At 73.1% G+C, this 15216-nt stretch carries 16 protein-coding genes and 1 pseudogene; 8 read left to right on the plus strand and 9 right to left on the minus strand.

All coding sequences use genetic code 11. The features are described from left to right. Positions 1 to 41: 41 nt before the first annotated feature. Positions 42 to 588 (plus strand): annotated as a pseudogene (locus B1H29_RS39560) (hypothetical protein). A 47-nt stretch (positions 589 to 635) separates the two neighbouring features. On the opposite strand, the gene B1H29_RS30910 reads toward B1H29_RS39560, so the two are convergent. The 3 genes from B1H29_RS30910 to B1H29_RS30920 form a co-directional block, all read right to left on the minus strand. Continuing rightward, positions 636 to 1163: a hypothetical protein gene (locus tag B1H29_RS30910; protein ID WP_324611039.1), complete on the minus strand. Its 528-nt coding sequence runs from the start codon at positions 1161 to 1163 to the stop codon at positions 636 to 638. Positions 1164 to 1276: 113 nt separating this feature from the next. Continuing rightward, positions 1277 to 1789: a DinB family protein gene (locus tag B1H29_RS30915; RefSeq protein WP_055420806.1), complete on the minus strand. Its 513-nt coding sequence runs from the start codon at positions 1787 to 1789 to the stop codon at positions 1277 to 1279. Between the two features lie 43 nt (positions 1790 to 1832). After that, positions 1833 to 2441: a TetR/AcrR family transcriptional regulator gene (locus B1H29_RS30920; protein WP_055420805.1), complete on the minus strand. Its 609-nt coding sequence runs from the start codon at positions 2439 to 2441 to the stop codon at positions 1833 to 1835. Positions 2442 to 2501: 60 nt separating this feature from the next. On the opposite strand from B1H29_RS30920, the gene B1H29_RS30925 reads away from it, so the two are divergent. Then, positions 2502 to 3719: an FAD-dependent monooxygenase gene (locus B1H29_RS30925; RefSeq protein WP_324611041.1), complete on the plus strand. Its 1218-nt coding sequence runs from the start codon at positions 2502 to 2504 to the stop codon at positions 3717 to 3719. Positions 3720 to 3732: 13 nt separating this feature from the next. Next, positions 3733 to 4638 carry a Gfo/Idh/MocA family protein gene (locus B1H29_RS30930; RefSeq protein WP_055420803.1) on the plus strand — a complete coding sequence of 302 codons (906 nt, stop codon included), beginning with the start codon at positions 3733 to 3735 and terminating at the stop codon, positions 4636 to 4638. On the opposite strand, the gene lnt is transcribed toward B1H29_RS30930, so the two are convergent. Further along, positions 4562 to 6139 carry an apolipoprotein N-acyltransferase gene (gene lnt, locus B1H29_RS30935; protein ID WP_055420802.1) on the minus strand — a complete coding sequence of 526 codons (1578 nt, stop codon included), beginning with the start codon at positions 6137 to 6139 and terminating at the stop codon, positions 4562 to 4564. The two genes, B1H29_RS30930 and lnt, sit on opposite strands and share 77 nt — an antisense overlap. 180 nt (positions 6140 to 6319) lie before the next feature. Between lnt and B1H29_RS30940 the strand changes: the two genes are divergently transcribed. Continuing rightward, positions 6320 to 7060 carry an SDR family oxidoreductase gene (locus B1H29_RS30940; RefSeq protein WP_055420801.1) on the plus strand — a complete coding sequence of 247 codons (741 nt, stop codon included), beginning with the start codon at positions 6320 to 6322 and terminating at the stop codon, positions 7058 to 7060. Between the two features lie 13 nt (positions 7061 to 7073). On the opposite strand, the gene B1H29_RS30945 is transcribed toward B1H29_RS30940, so the two are convergent. The 3 genes from B1H29_RS30945 to B1H29_RS30955 form a co-directional block, all read right to left on the minus strand. After that, positions 7074 to 7253, minus strand: coding sequence for a hypothetical protein (locus B1H29_RS30945; RefSeq protein WP_079160899.1), 180 nt, complete (start codon positions 7251 to 7253; stop codon positions 7074 to 7076). A 63-nt stretch (positions 7254 to 7316) separates the two neighbouring features. After that, a complete protein-coding gene (locus tag B1H29_RS30950; protein ID WP_055420800.1) occupies positions 7317 to 8192 on the minus strand; it encodes an undecaprenyl-diphosphate phosphatase in 876 nt (291 codons plus the stop codon). A 139-nt stretch (positions 8193 to 8331) separates the two neighbouring features. Continuing rightward, positions 8332 to 8805, minus strand: coding sequence for a winged helix-turn-helix transcriptional regulator (locus B1H29_RS30955; RefSeq protein ID WP_055420799.1), 474 nt, complete (start codon positions 8803 to 8805; stop codon positions 8332 to 8334). Positions 8806 to 8906: 101 nt separating this feature from the next. Between B1H29_RS30955 and B1H29_RS30960 the strand changes: the two genes are divergently transcribed. Beyond that, positions 8907 to 10076 carry a thiolase family protein gene (locus B1H29_RS30960; protein WP_055420798.1) on the plus strand — a complete coding sequence of 390 codons (1170 nt, stop codon included), beginning with the start codon at positions 8907 to 8909 and terminating at the stop codon, positions 10074 to 10076. Positions 10077 to 10083: 7 nt separating this feature from the next. On the opposite strand, the gene B1H29_RS30965 is transcribed toward B1H29_RS30960, so the two are convergent. Further along, on the minus strand, positions 10084 to 10863 hold the full coding sequence (locus B1H29_RS30965) for a TVP38/TMEM64 family protein (RefSeq protein ID WP_055420797.1): 780 nt from the start codon (positions 10861 to 10863) through the stop codon (positions 10084 to 10086). 49 nt (positions 10864 to 10912) lie between these two features. Between B1H29_RS30965 and B1H29_RS30970 the strand changes: the two genes are divergently transcribed. The 3 genes from B1H29_RS30970 (at position 10913) to B1H29_RS30980 (ending at position 14053) form a co-directional block, all read left to right on the plus strand. Continuing rightward, positions 10913 to 11635, plus strand: a complete 723-nt coding sequence (locus B1H29_RS30970) for a DNA alkylation repair protein (RefSeq protein ID WP_055420948.1) — start codon at positions 10913 to 10915, stop codon at positions 11633 to 11635. A 273-nt stretch (positions 11636 to 11908) separates the two neighbouring features. After that, complete coding sequence (gene tuf, locus B1H29_RS30975) at positions 11909 to 13078, plus strand: elongation factor Tu (RefSeq protein ID WP_055420796.1); 1170 nt, start codon at positions 11909 to 11911, stop codon at positions 13076 to 13078. 129 nt (positions 13079 to 13207) lie between these two features. Next, positions 13208 to 14053, plus strand: coding sequence for a spermidine synthase (locus B1H29_RS30980; protein ID WP_055420795.1), 846 nt, complete (start codon positions 13208 to 13210; stop codon positions 14051 to 14053). A 43-nt stretch (positions 14054 to 14096) separates the two neighbouring features. On the opposite strand, the gene B1H29_RS30985 is transcribed toward B1H29_RS30980, so the two are convergent. Next, positions 14097 to 15116, minus strand: coding sequence for a hypothetical protein (locus B1H29_RS30985; RefSeq protein ID WP_055420794.1), 1020 nt, complete (start codon positions 15114 to 15116; stop codon positions 14097 to 14099). Positions 15117 to 15216 lie beyond the last annotated feature (100 nt).

The raw sequence follows: 15216 nt of genomic DNA on the forward strand, positions 1-15216 counted from the left end.
AGCGTCGTCGGGGACAGGTGACGACGGGCACGGAGGACGCGGTGGCCAAGGGACAGGGACAGACGGCGCCGGACGCCGTGCTGACGCGGATCGGGCAGGTCGTCATGCTGCACCACGCGGGCGACCGTGAGGAGGCCCGGCACCGTTTCCTCGGCCTGTGGGCGGAGATCGGCGAGCACGGCGACCCGCTGCACCGCTGCACCCTGGCCCACTACCTGGCCGACACCCAGGACGACCCCGGGGACGAACTGGCCTGGGACCTGCGGGCGTTGTCCGCCGCCGAGGAACTCACGGCGAACCGGTTCGGGGGCCGGGCCGCCGACCGGCACGAGGGCACACCGGCCGCGCGCGCCCTCTACCCCGCACTGCACCTGAACCTGGCCGCCGACTACGACCGCCTCGGCCAGCGCGAAGCCGCCCGCGTACACCTGCGGCGCGGCCGAGTCCCTCGCCCCCGACCGCTACGGCGAGGGCGTACGCGCGGCCATCGACCGGCTGGAGCTGCGGATCGGCGGCGCCGGCCCCGCCGAGGACGGGCCGCCGGAGCCTCCCGACGGGCGGTGGGGACCACCGCGGCAGCGGCCGTAGACCCGGCCCGTCGAGCGGCACCGGCCCACGTCGGTGGACGTGGGTGCTCAGTGGCCGTACGCCTGCTCGCAGATGACCGCCTCGGGGCTGCCCGGTCGCCAGCCGCCGTACTGCTTGCCGAGCGAGCACACGCCGGCGTTCTCGCCGGTGTCCCGGCCGGTGTCCCGGCCGGTGTCCCGGCCGGTGTCCCGGCCGGTGGGCAGGGGGACGTCGGGGACCTTGAGGCGGGGTCGCTCCCGGCCCTGCTCCCGCTCCGGCGTCCCGGGGCGGGCGGGCCGCGGCTGGCGTTCGGGGCCAGGCCGGGTGGCGGAGGGCTTGCGCTGCGCCGGGTCCGCCTCCGGGGATGCCGCGGGGCGCGGCCGGCCGGACGTGTGGCCGGGGGACGGGGAGGGGCCGATCATCTCCAGCGCCTCACGGGCCGGGGCCTGCACGACCCGCGGCTCGGACGGGCCGTCCGGGCGTGGCGCCAAGGAGCGGGCGCCGGATGCGGGCGGGCCCTGGACCGTCGTACAGCCGGTCAGGGCCGAGAGCGCCACGGTCGCCAGGAGCGTTGCGGTGGTCGTCGTTCGATGCACCCGCGCCACTCTGCTGGGTCGGGCCCCGTCCGTGGTGGCGGACAAGCGGAGGTTGCCCCGCACGGGTGATCTCCGGCCCCGTACGGAGGCTCCGGGGGCCGCCGAGGGTGACGTCAGTCGCCCGTGGCGCCGTCGAGGCGTTCGCGGACCAGGTCGGCGTGCCCGTTGTGGCGGGCGTACTCCTCGATCATGTGGGTGTGGATCCAGCGCAGGGTGTAGCGCTCGCCGGTGCGCCGGTGCCTGCCCCGGGTCGGTTCGTCGAGGCCGAAACCGGCCGCGTTGCGCCGGGCCACCCCGATCTCGGCCTGCCAGGTGGCGCGGGCCTCCTGCCAGGTGTCCGCCTCGGTGAGACGGAACTCGCCGTCCGGGTCCTCGTCCGTGTAGTAGATGGGGCCGGCGTCCTCGTCCGCCAGCATCCTGCGGTACCAGCTCCGCTCCACCTCCGCCATGTGCCGCACCAGTCCCATCAGGGACAACGTGGACGGGGCGGCGGAGGCGGTCCTGAGCTGGGCGTCGGTGAGGCCCTCGCACTTCCACGCGAGGGTCTGCCGGTGGTACTCCAGCCAGCCTTCCAGCATGGTGCGTTCGTCGGCGTCGGCGGCGGGTTCACGGCGTTCGGTCGTCATGTCGGCATCCTCGCCGATGGACGGCCCGGCCCACCAGGCCGTTTCAGCCGTCCAGCATGCCGTCCAGCACCTCGCGCAGGCCGGCCCGTACCTGAGGGAGGCTCAACACCTCCGCGTGGAAGGTCCCGGCCACGCAGTTGAACATCAGCCCGTCCGCCCAGGCGACCAGCGACAGCACATGGCGTGCCGGGTCGGCCGAGCCCATCGCCGTGACGAGGGCGCCGAGCTGCTCCCGGAAGCGGGCGCCGGCCGCGTCGAAGTGCGCCCGCAGTCCGGGGCGGCGCGTGGCCTCCAGGGCCAGTTCGTACCGGGCCAGCGTCAGTTCGCGGTTGCGGGTCAGCGCGCGGTGCGTAGCCAGTGCCAGCGCGTCCACCAGTGAGTCCAGGCCTTGGCGCGGGTCGGGCATCTCGTTCAGCGCCAGCACCCGCGCCTCCCGGTCGGCCAGGCGCCGCACCGCCAGCTCCAGGAGCGCCTGCCGGGTCCGCGCGAGGTTGGACGTGGATCCCTGCGGGAGTCCGGCCGCCTCGTCGACCGCACGGTGGGTGAGCCCGCGCATGCCGCGCTCGGCGAGCAGGGCGAGAGCGGCGTCGGCGACGAGGTCGGCCCGGGAGGTGCCGGCGGGGGGTACAGGGGATGCGGAGCGTGCGGACATGGAGATCAACCTACCCGCCTCACTACGGATGTAGTACAGTCGAGGCGAGCGAGGAACTACATCTGTAGTGAGCGTCGCCGAGTCCGAGGAGGAGCCATGACACGCACGAGGCGGGCCGTCGTGATCGGCGGCGGAATCGGCGGTCTGACCGCGGCGGCCGCCCTGCACCGGGCCGGTCTGCGGGTCACCGTCCTGGAACGCCGGCCCTCGCTCCAGTCCATCGGCGCGGCCATCTCCCTGTCGCCCAACGCCCTGCGCGCCCTGGACGTCATCGGCCTCGGCGACGAGATCCGCGCCCTGGCCGCCTGGCAGGGCGACGGTGGCCTGCGCGCCCCGGGCGGGCGCTGGCTCTCCCGCTCCAGCGCCGAGGCCGCCGCGGCGCGGTTCGGCGGGCCACTCGTGCTGCTGCACCGGTCCACCCTCATCGGCCACCTGGCCGCGCGGCTCCCGCCCGGCGCCGTTCGCACCGCCGCCGACGCGCTGCTCGCCGACCCCGGCGACAGCGACCGCCCGGCCCGGGTGCGCACACCCGACGGCGAGCTGGAGGCGGACCTGGTCGTCGGAGCCGACGGCATCCGCTCCGCCGTACGCGGCACGCTGTTCCCGCACCACCCGGGCCCCGTCTACTCCGGTTTCACCACCTGGCGGCTGGTGATCCCGGTACCCGGCGTCGAGTTCGCCTCGCACGAGACCTGGGGCAGGGGCCGCATCTGGGGCACGCACCCGCTCAAGGACGGCCGGGTCTACGCCTATGCCGCCGCCGTCGCCCCGGCCGGTGGGCACGCGGCCGACGAGAAGGCCGAACTGCTGCACCGGTACGGCGACTGGCACGACCCGATCCCCGCCATCCTCGCCGCCGCCCGCCCCGAGGACGTCCTGCGCCACGACGTGCACCACATCGCAGAGCCGCTGCCCGCCCACCACCGGGGCAGGGTCGCCCTCCTCGGGGACGCCGCACACGCCATGCCGCCCAACCTCGGCCAGGGCGGCAACCAGGCCATCGAGGACGCGATCGTGCTCGCCCACCACCATGACGACCTCGCCGCCTACACCGGGGCCCGTCTGCCCCGTACGACCGCGGTCGTACGTCAGGCCGTCAAGGTCGCCCGGCTCAACCTGATGACCAGCCGCGCCGGCGCCGCCGTACGGGACACCGCGATCACCGTGCTGTCCAAGGCCGGACCCGCGCTCTTCCTGCGCGGATTCGACGGCATCGCGGACTGGCGGCCTCCGCAGGCGCCGTATGCTTCCCGGCGGACCCAGGTCGGCGAGCGTTAGAGGAGTACATCCCGTGAAGGTCGGCGTCATCGGACTCGGCGACATCGCGCAGAAGGCCTACCTGCCGGTGCTCGCCACCCTGCCCGGGGTCGAGCTCCATCTGCACACCCGTACCCCGGCGACGCTCACCCGGGTCGCCGACGGACTGCGCGTCCCGGGCGGGCAGCGCCACGCCGGCCTCGGCGGACTCCTCGCCGAGGGCCTCGACGCCGCCTTCGTGCACGCGCCGACGGCCGCACACCCCGAGATCGTGACCCGGCTGCTGGAAGCCGGCGTACCGACCTACGTCGACAAGCCGCTCGCCTACGAACTCGCCGACTCCGAGCGCATGGTGGCCCTCGCCGAGGAACGCGGCACCGGCCTCGCCGTCGGCTTCAACCGGCGCCACGCCCCCGGGTACGCGCAGTGCGCCGAGCATCCGCGCGAGCTGATCCTCATGCAGAAGAACCGCACGGGCCTGCCCGAGGAACCGCGCACGATGATCCTCGACGACTTCATCCACGTCGTCGACACGCTGCGCTTCCTGGTGCCCGGCCCGGTCGACGACGTGAGCGTCCGCGCCCGCGTCGAGGACGGCCTGCTCCACCACGTGGTGCTCCAGCTCGCCGGGGACGGCTTCACCGCGCTCGGCGTCATGAACCGGCTCAGCGGCTCGGCGGAGGAGATTCTCGAGGTGTCCGGTCAGGACACCAAGCGCCAGGTGGTCAACCTCGCCGAGGTGATCGACCACAAGGGCCAGCCGACCGTGCGACGGCGCGGGGACTGGGTCCCGGTGGCCCGTCAGCGCGGCATCGAGCAGGCGGTGCTCGCCTTCCTCGACGCCGTGCGCGCCGGCGAGGTGCTCAGTGCCCGGGACGCGCTGGAGACCCATGAGCTGTGCGAGCGGGTGGTGCGGGCGGTCGCGGAGCGCTCCGCCTGAGCCGCACCGCCCGCGCTCCCTCGGCGGCGGCCCAGGTGGCGAGGGTCAGCAGCGCCGCGTACACCGCCCAGTCGCCGTAGCGGACGTAGAGGGTTTCGCCGTGTGTGAGCGGGACCTCGTACATCCGTGCCGCGCTCGCGTCGGTGCCGAGCCACGACCCGATCCGCGCACCGTTGGCGTCGTAGACGGCGGAGACGCCCGTCAGGGTCGCGTGCACCATTGGACGGCCGGTCTCGGCGGCGCGCAGCGCGGCGAGCGAGGCGTGCTGCTCGGGCGCCCAGGTGTGCTGGAAGGTCGACGTCGACGACTGGGCGAGCAGCACCTCGGCTCCGTCGGCGGCCAGTCGGCGGCTCATGTCGGGAAACGCGCTCTCGAAGCACACCATCGGCCCGATCCGCAGCCCGTCCCCGACGTCCATCACCACCTGCTCGGTGCCCCGCCTGCGGTCCTCGCCCGCCGCCTCGCCGACGGAGGTGGCCCAGCCGAGCAGCGAGCGGGCCGGGACGTACTCGCCGAACGGGACGAGCCGCATCTTGTCGTACCGGTCACCGGTCGGGCCCTCGGGGCCGACGAGCACCGAGCTCTTGTAGATGCCGGGCTTGTCGGAGCGCCGCGCGTCCACGTTGACCAGGATGTCCGCTCCGGTCTCCCGCGACAGTGCCGCGAGCCTGCGCGCCAGGTCGGGCCGGTCGTCCAGGTCGAAACCGACGCTGCTCTCGCCCCAGACGATCAGGTCGGGGTCGCGGCCGGCCAGCCGGCGGGTCAGCTCCTCCTCGCGGTCGAAGCGCCGGTCGGCACTGGCCGCCCCGGCGACGATGCCGGGCTGGACCACGGCGATCGCGACCCTCTCGCCGCCGGCACCGGGGCGCGGCGCCCAGACCCAGACCGCGGACGCGGCGGCGGCGGTGGCGACCAGCCCGGCCAGCGCGGGCACCCGGGCCCGGCGGACGGCGACGAGTACGGCGACGGCGACGTTGACGGCCACCACCAGGAAGCTCAGCAGCCACACCCCGCCCACCGAGGCGAGCCGCAGCGCCGGCGCCACCTGCCACTGGCCGGCACCGAGCATGCCCCAGGGGCCGCCGAGCCCCTCCCAGGAACGGACCAGCTCCACCGCCAGCCAGCCCGACGGCAGCACCACGAGCGACGCGGCGACCCGGCGGACCGAGGGAGCCCCGCCCAGCAGCCGGCGCACCAGCCAGCCCCACGGCGCCCACAGCACGCCGAGCAGCGCGGCGATGACGAACGTGAACACGTGCAGGTTGGGCAGCAGCCAGTGGTGCATGGCCAGCATGAAGCCGAACCCGCCGCACCAGCCGTCGTACACCGCGCGCTTGCCGGTCGGCGCCGTGCGGGTCAGCAGGAGCCAGGGCACCAGGGCGGCCCAGGCCCACCACCACAGGGCCGGGCCCGGAAAGGCGAGCACGGGCAGCGCGCCGGCGGCCGCGGCGGCACCCGAGCGCCGCCACGAGGAGGCGAGCCAGCGGTCGAGCGTCTTCATAGGCGCCTCCCTACCCCGTGGTCTTTACAGTGTGCGCGCTCGACGAGGACGTATCGCAGTTGATCACATCGGATGTCCGGGTCCGCGGAAGCGGGGCCTCCCCTAAGATGATCGATGATCGATCAAAACGGTGGCAATGGGGCCCCTCGGTCCCGCGGCGATCTTCTGCTGGAGGTACTCATGGAGCGTCCCATCACGGTGGTCACCGGTGGCAGCCGGGGGATCGGCGCGGCGGCCTGTCTGCGGCTCGCGGCGGACGGGCACGACGTCGCCGTGGGCTACGTGCGGGACTCGGCGGCGGCGGAGGCGGTCGTCGCGGGGGTGCGCGAGGCCGGCGGCCGCGCCGTCGCGGTCCGGGCGGACACGTCGGTCGAAGCCGACGTCGAGCGGCTCTTCGACATCGCGGGGGAACGGCTCGGACCGGTGACCGGGCTGGTGAACAACGCGGCGGTGACCGGCCCGCTGGGGCGGCTCGCCGACAGCGACACCGCGAACCTGCGCCGGCTCCTCGACGTCAATCTGCTGGGCGTGCTGCTGTGCGCCCGGCGTGCCGCGCAGTTGATGACCGCGCGGGGGAGCGGTGTGATCGTGAACGTGTCGTCGGGCGCCGCGACCATCGGCAGCCCGGGGGAGTACGTGCACTACGCGGCGACCAAGGCGGGCGTCGACGCCCTGACCCTCGGCCTGGCCAAGGAACTCGGCCCGGACGGCGTCCGCGTCAACGCCGTCGCGCCCGGGGTCATCGACACGGAGATGCACGCGGCGATGGGCGCCCCCGGCCGGGCCCGGAAGATGGGGTCGGCCGTGCCACTGGGGCGTGCGGGGCGGGCTGAGGAGATCGCCGCGGCGATCGCCTGGCTGATGTCGCCGGACGCGTCGTACGCGACCGGGGCGGTGCTCCGGGTGGCCGGCGGGCGCTGACGGCCCCGGCCGGTCAGGCCGCCTCGATGACCTCGCCGCGGATCGCGGTCGCCCACTCGACCACCAGCAACTCGTACTCCACGCGCTCCTGAGCCGACAGGGTCCCGCCGGCCCGCCGCCACAGCGCACGGATCTGATCGTTCAGCTCCGCGGCGGACCGCACGGAACCAGGAGTCACGGTATCGGGGGACATGCCGACAAGCCTAGGGGCAAGCACTGACGGTGCGCTACCGGACGGCTACAGAAGCGGCTGCGCTCAGCCGGACGACTCCGCGGCGTGCGGGCTGAGCACACCCGTCGCGACCAGGGCGATGATGACGATGCCGAGCGCGATGCGGTACCAGACGAACGGCATGAAGCTCTTGGTCGAGATGAACTTCATGAACCATGCGATGACCACGTATCCGGTGGCGAAGGCGATGACCGTCGCGAACAGCGTCGGCCCCCAGGAGATGTGGTCGCTCTCCAGTGCGTCCGTGAGCTCGAACAGGCCGGAGGCGAGCACCGCCGGGATCGCGAGCAGGAACGAGTACCGTGCCGCGGCCTCGCGGCGGTAGCCCATGAAAAGGCCCCCGCTGATGGTCGCGCCCGAGCGGGAGACGCCGGGGACGAGGGCCGCGGCCTGGCAGACGCCGTAGATGAGACCGTCCCGGACGGTCAGGTTCTCCAGCTCCTTGCGCTGCTGGGGCGCGCGGTGCCGGCCGCCCTTCTCGTCCCGCGCGGCCCTGCGGTCCGCGATGCCGATGATCACGCCGACGACGATCAGCATCGTCGCGGTGATCCGCAGGTCGCGGAACGGGCCCTCGATCTGGTCCTTCAGCGTCAGGCCGAGCACGCCGATCGGGATCGAGCCGACGATCACGAGCCAGCCCATGCGCGCGTCGGGATCGTGGCGCATCGACTTGTCGGTGAGGGACCGGGTCCACGCCGAGATGATCCGCCCGATGTCCTTGCGGAAGTAGATGAGTACGGCGGCCTCGGTGCCGATCTGCGTGATCGCCGTGAAGGCCGCGCCGGGGTCGTGCCAGCCGGAGAACGCCGCGGTCAGGCGCAGGTGCGCGCTGGAGGACACGGGGAGGAACTCGGTCAGCCCCTGGACGAGTCCGAGGATGAGTGATTCGAACCAAGACATGAGGTTACGGGGTCCAAGCGCCGATCGAGAAACGGGCAACGGGCACGCCGAAGCGCCGTGTGCGGTGATCGGGATCAGGCGTGCGAGGGGCAGCGTAGCGCCCCAAAGTGAAGATCAGCCCACAGGGGTGGAAGGGCTCCTACGCAGCCGTCGGGCCCGTCACCGTCCAGCCCGGGGTCTGCGGATGGGCGGTCAGGTCCTCGTGCCGGACGGCGTCGCCGCAGGCCCGGCAGGTGACCTGCGGGACGAGTTCGTTGCCGCAGGCGTGCTCGATCACCATGGGGCGGTCGTCGTCCGCGCGCAGGTGCCGGTCGCCCCATTCCATGAGGGTCATCAGGACCGGCTCCAGCTCCAGTCCCGCCCTGGTGGGCCGGTACTCGAAGCGCTGCGGACGCTCGCTGTACGGCTGCCTGGTCAGGATCCCCGCGTCGACGAGTCGTCGCAGCCGGGTGGCGAGGATGTCGCGCGGGGCGCCGATGTTGCGCACCAGTTGGTCGAAGCGGCCGTTGCCGAGACACACCTCGCGCAGGACGAGCAGGGAGTACTTCTCGCCGACGAGCGCCAGGGCGTCGGCGATCGAGCAGGGGCGGGGGTTCTTGGGGGCGGCGGCCATGGCGCCAGTCTAATTGAGGGTTTGTTTTTCCAACTCGCGAGGCTATGGTGAGTCCAGATTTCCTACTCACTGGTAGTCACCGGCCATCGGAGGTCCGCACCATGCGTGACGCAGTCGTCGTCGAAGCCGTACGCACCCCCATGGGCAAGGGCAAACCGAACGGTGCCCTCGCGCACGTCCATCCCGTGGAACTCCTCGCGCACACCCTGCGCACCCTCGTCGAGCGGTCCGGCGTCGATCCGGCGCTGATCGACGACGTCATCGGCGGCACCGTCGACCAGGTCGGCGAGCAGGCCATGAACACCACCCGCTACGCCCTCCTGTCGGCCGGTTTCCCCGAGTCCGTCCCCGCGACCACGGTGGACCGCCAGTGCGGCTCCTCCCAGCAGGCCGTCCACTTCGCCGCGCAGGGGGTCATGGCCGGGGCCTACGACCTCGTCGTCGCCTGCGGGGTCGAGTCGATGAGCCGGGTGCCGATGTGGTCGAACGTGCCGCCCGGCAAGGACCCGTTCGGCCCCGGCGTCGCCGCCCGCTACCCGGACGGACTCGTCCCGCAGGGCATCAGCGCCGAGCTGATCGCGGCCAAGTGGTCGCTCACGCGGGAGCGGATGGACGCCTTCGCCGCCGCCTCCCACCACAAGGCCGCGGCGGCCTGGGACGCCGGCCGCTTCGACGCCGAGACCGCGCCCCTGGACGGTGTCGCGCGCGACGAGTGCGTGCGGCCCGCCAGCAGCGTCGAGGTTCTCGCCGGTCTCAGGCCCGCCTACCACGACCCGGCCTTCGCCGAGCGCTTCCCGCAGATCGAGTGGAACGTCACCGCGGGCAACGCCAGCCCGGTCAACGACGGAGCCTCGGCCGTGCTGATCACCTCGGGCGAGACCGCAGCCCGCCTCGGCCTGCGTCCGCTCGCCCGCCTGCACAGCTTCGCCGTCACCGGCTCCGACCCGCTGCTGATGCTGACGGGCGTGATCCCCGCCACCGAGAAGGTACTGCGCAGGGCGTCGCTCTCCCTCGGCGACATCGACCTGTTCGAGGTCAACGAGGCCTTCGCGAGCGTGGTGCTGGCGTGGCAGCAGGAGACCGGCGCCGACCCCGACCGGGTGAACGTGCACGGTGGGGCGATCGCCCTCGGTCATCCCCTCGGCGCGAGCGGCACCCGGCTCACCACGACGCTCGTCCACGCCATGCACGAGCGCGGCGCCCGCTACGGCCTGCAGACGATGTGCGAGGCGGGCGGTCTCGCCAACGCGATGGTTCTGGAGGCGGTGTAACGCCCGGTCAGCGCCCGCGCAGTTGGTTCCGCTTGCGCCAGGCCACCACCGCACCCGCCAGCCCCGGCAGGGCGATGCCGGCCAGCGCGATCAGGAAGGCGGGGGAGGTCGGTGCCGAGGCGCGGGCGCCGGCGACGGCGTAGGCGGCGGTGTTGGGGATCGAGCCCAGCGCGGTCGCCAGCAGGAACGGCAGCAGGCCCATGCGGGACACGGCCGCGCAGTAGTTGGCGGCGGCGAACGGCACCCCCGGGAACAGCCGCGCCGCCAGCATCGAGCGGAAACCGTGCCGGCTGAGCTGCCCGTCCGCGGCCTTCAGCCACTTGCCCCGCAGCAGCGGGCGCAGCGCCTCCTGACCCAGCACCCGGCCGAGGCAGAAGGCGATCCCGGCGCCGAGTACCGTCCCCGCCAACGCGGAGGCGAGGCCCAACTGGGAACCGAACAGGGCGCCCGCGGCCAGGTTCAGCAGCGGACGGGGCACGAAGGCGACGGTGCACAGTCCGTACGCCACCGCGTACGCGACCGCCGCCGCGGCACCCCCGAGCTGCGGCGGCCAGCCGTCGGTCAGCAACTGCTGCGGCCGGAACAGCACGACCGCGGTCGCGGCCGACCCGAGCAGGGCGACGAGCAGGGAGAACCGGGACCACGGAGAGAGCAGGACTCTCGTCACGCGGGCGGCGAAGCCGGTCGGTGCGACCGGCCCGGCGGCGGTGGCGACGGCGAGCTCCGTTGCTGCGGTCCGGGGAGAGACCGTGGCGGTGCCCCCAGAGCGGGTGGTGGCATCGAACATCCGGTGACACTAACCGACAAATGTGTGTGATCGCCGTATGGTGCGTCTCATGAGCGTCACAGCCAGGGGAATTCCGAACGTGCCGCGCAGCGCTCTCGCCGACACCGTACTGGAGCGGCTCACCGACGTGTACGCCGCCGCGGCCGATCCCGAGCGGGCCGTGGCCATGCGGGCGTACATGAAGGACGTGGCGCCGTTCCTGGGTCTGACCTCCCCTGTTCGCCGCTCCCTGTCCCGCACCGTCCTGGAGGGGCTGCCCCGGCCGGGCGAGTCGGACTGCACCGCGCTCGCGCTGCGCTGCTGGCGGCTGCCCGAGCGCGAATACCACTACTTCGCCGTCGACTTCCTGCGCCGGTATGTGACGCACTGCTCCTCCGGTTTCCTGCCCGTGGTCCGTCATCTGCTCACCACGGTGCCGTGGTGGGACACCGTGGACCTGCTCGCCGCGCATGTCGTCGGCGGGCTGGTCGCGGCCGACCGCGGCCTCACGGCCGACATGGACGCCTGGATCGCGGACGAGGACCGGTGGCTGGTCCGCACGGCCTTGCTCCACCAACTGCGGCACCGGGAACGCACGGACACCGACCGTCTCTTCGGCTACTGCCTGCGCCAGTCCGGCCACACCGACTTCTTCGTCCGCAAGGCAATCGGCTGGTGCCTGCGCGAGTACGCCAAGACCGACCCGGACGCCGTACGCGCCTTCGTGGCCGAGCACGGGCAGCGCCTCGCCCCGCTCTCCGTGCGGGAGGCGCTGCGGAACACCGGCCCGTAGCGGAACGGGGCGATTCTCGAACTCCCGTGCCCATAAAAACCATTCGACGTGGGACGGGGCGTCGGCGAGGATCGGCGTCATGTTCCGGTACGCCTTCCACCTCGCAGCATCCGCGGTCGCGGATGCCCCGAAGGCTGCCGTCCCCTACTTCCTGACCGCCGTCGACGGCGCCCGAAGCTGACCCTCCCCGGATCGTCCGGCGGACCCCGCGAGGGGAGGGTCGGCCAGTCCCCGGGGTCCCCACCCACCGCCACGAGGCTTCGAGGTACCGCCATGTCCAAGACGGCGTACGTCCGCACCAAACCACACCTGAACATCGGCACGATGGGCCATGTCGACCACGGCAAGACCACCCTGACCGCCGCCATCACCAAGGTGCTCGCCGAGCGCGGCGCCGGCACGTTCGTGCCGTTCGACCGCATCGACCGCGCCCCCGAGGAGGCGGCGCGCGGCATCACCATCAACATCGCGCACGTCGAGTACGAGACCGACACCCGGCACTACGCGCACGTGGACATGCCCGGCCACGCCGACTACGTCAAGAACATGGTCACCGGTGCCGCCCAGCTCGACGGGGCGATCCTCGTCGTCTCGGCGCTGGACGGGATCATGCCGCAGACCGCCGAACACGTCCTGCTCGCCCGGCAGGTGGGCGTCGACCACATCGTGGTCGCGCTCAACAAGGCCGACGCGGGTGACGAGGAGCTGACCGACCTCGTCGAGCTGGAGGTGCGGGAACTGCTCACCGCACACGGCTACGGCGGTGACACCGTGCCCGTCGTCCGGGTCTCGGGGCTGAAGGCCCTGGAGGGCGACCCGCGGTGGACGGCGTCCGTCGAGGCGCTGCTCGACGCGGTGGACACGTACGTGCCCATGCCCGAGCGGTACCTGGACGCGCCGTTCCTGCTCTCGGTGGAGAACGTCCTCACCATTACCGGCCGCGGCACGGTCGTCACCGGCGCGGTGGAGCGCGGCACCGTCCGCGTCGGCGACCGGGTCGAGGTGCTCGGGGCGTCCGTGGAGACGGTCGTCACCGGGCTGGAGACCTTCGGCAAGCCGATGGACGAGGCCCAGGCCGGGGACAACGTGGCGCTGCTGCTGCGCGGTGTCGCCCGCGACACGGTGCGCCGGGGGCACGTGGTCGCCGCACCCGGCAGCATCGTGCCCGCGCGGCGGTTCTCGGCGCGGGTGTACGTGCTGTCGGCACGCGAGGGCGGGCGTTCGACGCCGGTCGCCACCGGCTATCGGCCGCAGTTCTACATCCGGACCGCGGACGTGGTCGGGGACGTCGACCTCGGGGAGGCGGCGGTGGCGCGGCCCGGGGACACGGTCACGATGACGGTGGAGCTGGGACGGGACGTGCCCCTGGAGACGGGCCTCGGCTTCGCGATCCGTGAGGGCGGGCGGACCGTGGGGGCGGGGACCGTGACCACCGTGGAGTGACCGGTTCCGGGGCCACCGTCGAGTGCTCGGTTCCGGACGGCGGTTCCGGACGGCGGTTCCGGACTGCGGTGAAGGACCGCGGGGCGGCCGCCGGGCCGTCCGCGGTCCTTCACCCGGCACAATGGCGGGGTGAACGAGCCCCTCCCCGTCAGCCGCGTCACCGACCACGGCACCGCCAAGCTCATGCCCGACGTCGACCGGCGGCGGGCCTGGCTGCTCACCGTCGACGGGGCACCCCAGTCGTACGTCGACCTGGACGAGCCGGCGCACCTGGAGTTCGAGTACACGCGCCGGCTCGGCCACGTCCTGGACACGGTCGCCGAACCGGGGCGTGCGCTGGACGTGCTGCACCTCGGCGGCGGCGCGTTCACCCTGCCCAGGTACCTGGCCGCGACCCGGCCCGGCTCGCGGCAGGACGTCGTGGAAGCCGACCGGGGGCTGCTGGACCTGGTCGCCGAGCACCTGCCGCTTCCGGACGGCGCGGACATCACCGCGCACGCCGCCGATGCCCGCGCCTGGCTGGAGGCCGCCCCCGCGGACTCGGCCGACGTCCTGGTCGCCGACGTCTTCGGCGGCTCACGGGTACCCGCCCACCTGACCTCCGTCGACTACGCCCGTGAGGCGGCACGGGTCCTGCGTGCCGACGGCGTGTACGTGGCCAATCTGGCCGACTCCGCGCCGTTTCCCTTCCTGCGCCCGCAACTGGCCGGATTCGCCACGCTCTTCGAGGAGCTGGCGCTGATCGCCGAACCGGGTGTGCTGCGCGGCCGCCGCTTCGGCAACGCCGTCCTCGTCGCCGCGCACCGGCCGCTGGACACGGCCGCGCTGGCCCGGCGCACCGCCGCCGACGCCTTCCCGGCCAGGGTCGAGTACGGGCCGGCCCTGCGGAAGTTCACCGGCGACGCCCGGCCGGTGCGGGACGAGGACGCCGTACCGTCGCCCGTGCCGCCCGCCGGGGCGTTCGGCATCGGCTGAGCGGGCGCGCGGCGCCGCCCGCCGGGTGCGGGCCGCCGGTCGCCTACGACTCGGTCGGCGGTTCCTCGGTGAGACGGACGGTGCTCAGGATCTTCTGGATCGTCGCCTCCGGGACCTCGTCGTCGACGCCCTTGGCGCCGTACAGGTTCCAGGTGACGAAGTCGCCCGCGCCGTTCTTGAACGCGAAGGTGATCGCCTTGCCCTCGGTGTCGCACTTGCCCTTCTGGGGCGTGCCCTCCGAGTGCGCCGTGATGACGCTGCCCTTGATCCCGGACGTGGTGGTGTACGCCTTCGGCTTGCCGTACTTCACGCTCTTCTTGTCCGGCTGGGTGTAACCGCCGAAGATCCACCACGGCACCCGCGTCTCGGCCGCCATGTCCGCGTTCTTGGCTCCGCTCTCACCACGCGTACCGGTGGTGGCGAGGGCGGTGCTCTCCTTGCGGCCGTCCTTGTTCTCGTCGGTCGTGCACCACTCGGACTTCAGATAGGCCGGGGCGGTGACGGTGGTGCGGTCGGTCTTGCCCTTCTCTTCCCACTCGAACCCGACGCTGGTGTCGGTGCTGTCGATCTCCCACTCGGCGGGCACGTCGAACATGGTGCCGAAGCGCGGGTTGGCGACGACCTTCCAGCCGTCGACGGTCGCCTTCAGCCCGTCGCCGCCGCGCGGGTTGTCCTCGTCGCCGGACGCGCTCGGGTCGGCGGACGGGGACTCGGACTTGTCGGCGGACGCGCTGGCGGAAGGCTTCTTGTCCTTGCCGTCGTCCGCCTGGTCGTCCTTGTCACCGCCCAGTACCAGGAACCCGGTGACACCGGCTGCCACCACCACGGCGAGCGCCGCGACGATCGCGACCACCTTCGTCCGGTTGCCGCCACCGCCACCACCCGGAGACGGCTGCGGAGCCCCGGCGGGCTGCGGAGCACCCCACTGCTGCTGCCCGTACGGGCCGGGCTGCTGCTGGTAGCCGGGCTGCTGATACGGATTCGGCTGCTGGTACCCCGGCTGCTGGTACGGATTGTTCTGCGGGTTCTGCTCGCCCCCGGGCGGCTGCTGTCCTGGCCACATGAGGAGTCACCCTAATGCCGCCCAGGACACGATTCGGTCACCGGCCCTTGTCAGGGACGTACCGAAGTCGACAACGCGCCTGCCGGCACCGGGCCTTCGC

The organism is Streptomyces pactum (genome assembly GCF_002005225.1).
Lineage (GTDB): Bacteria > Actinomycetota > Actinomycetes > Streptomycetales > Streptomycetaceae > Streptomyces > Streptomyces pactum_A.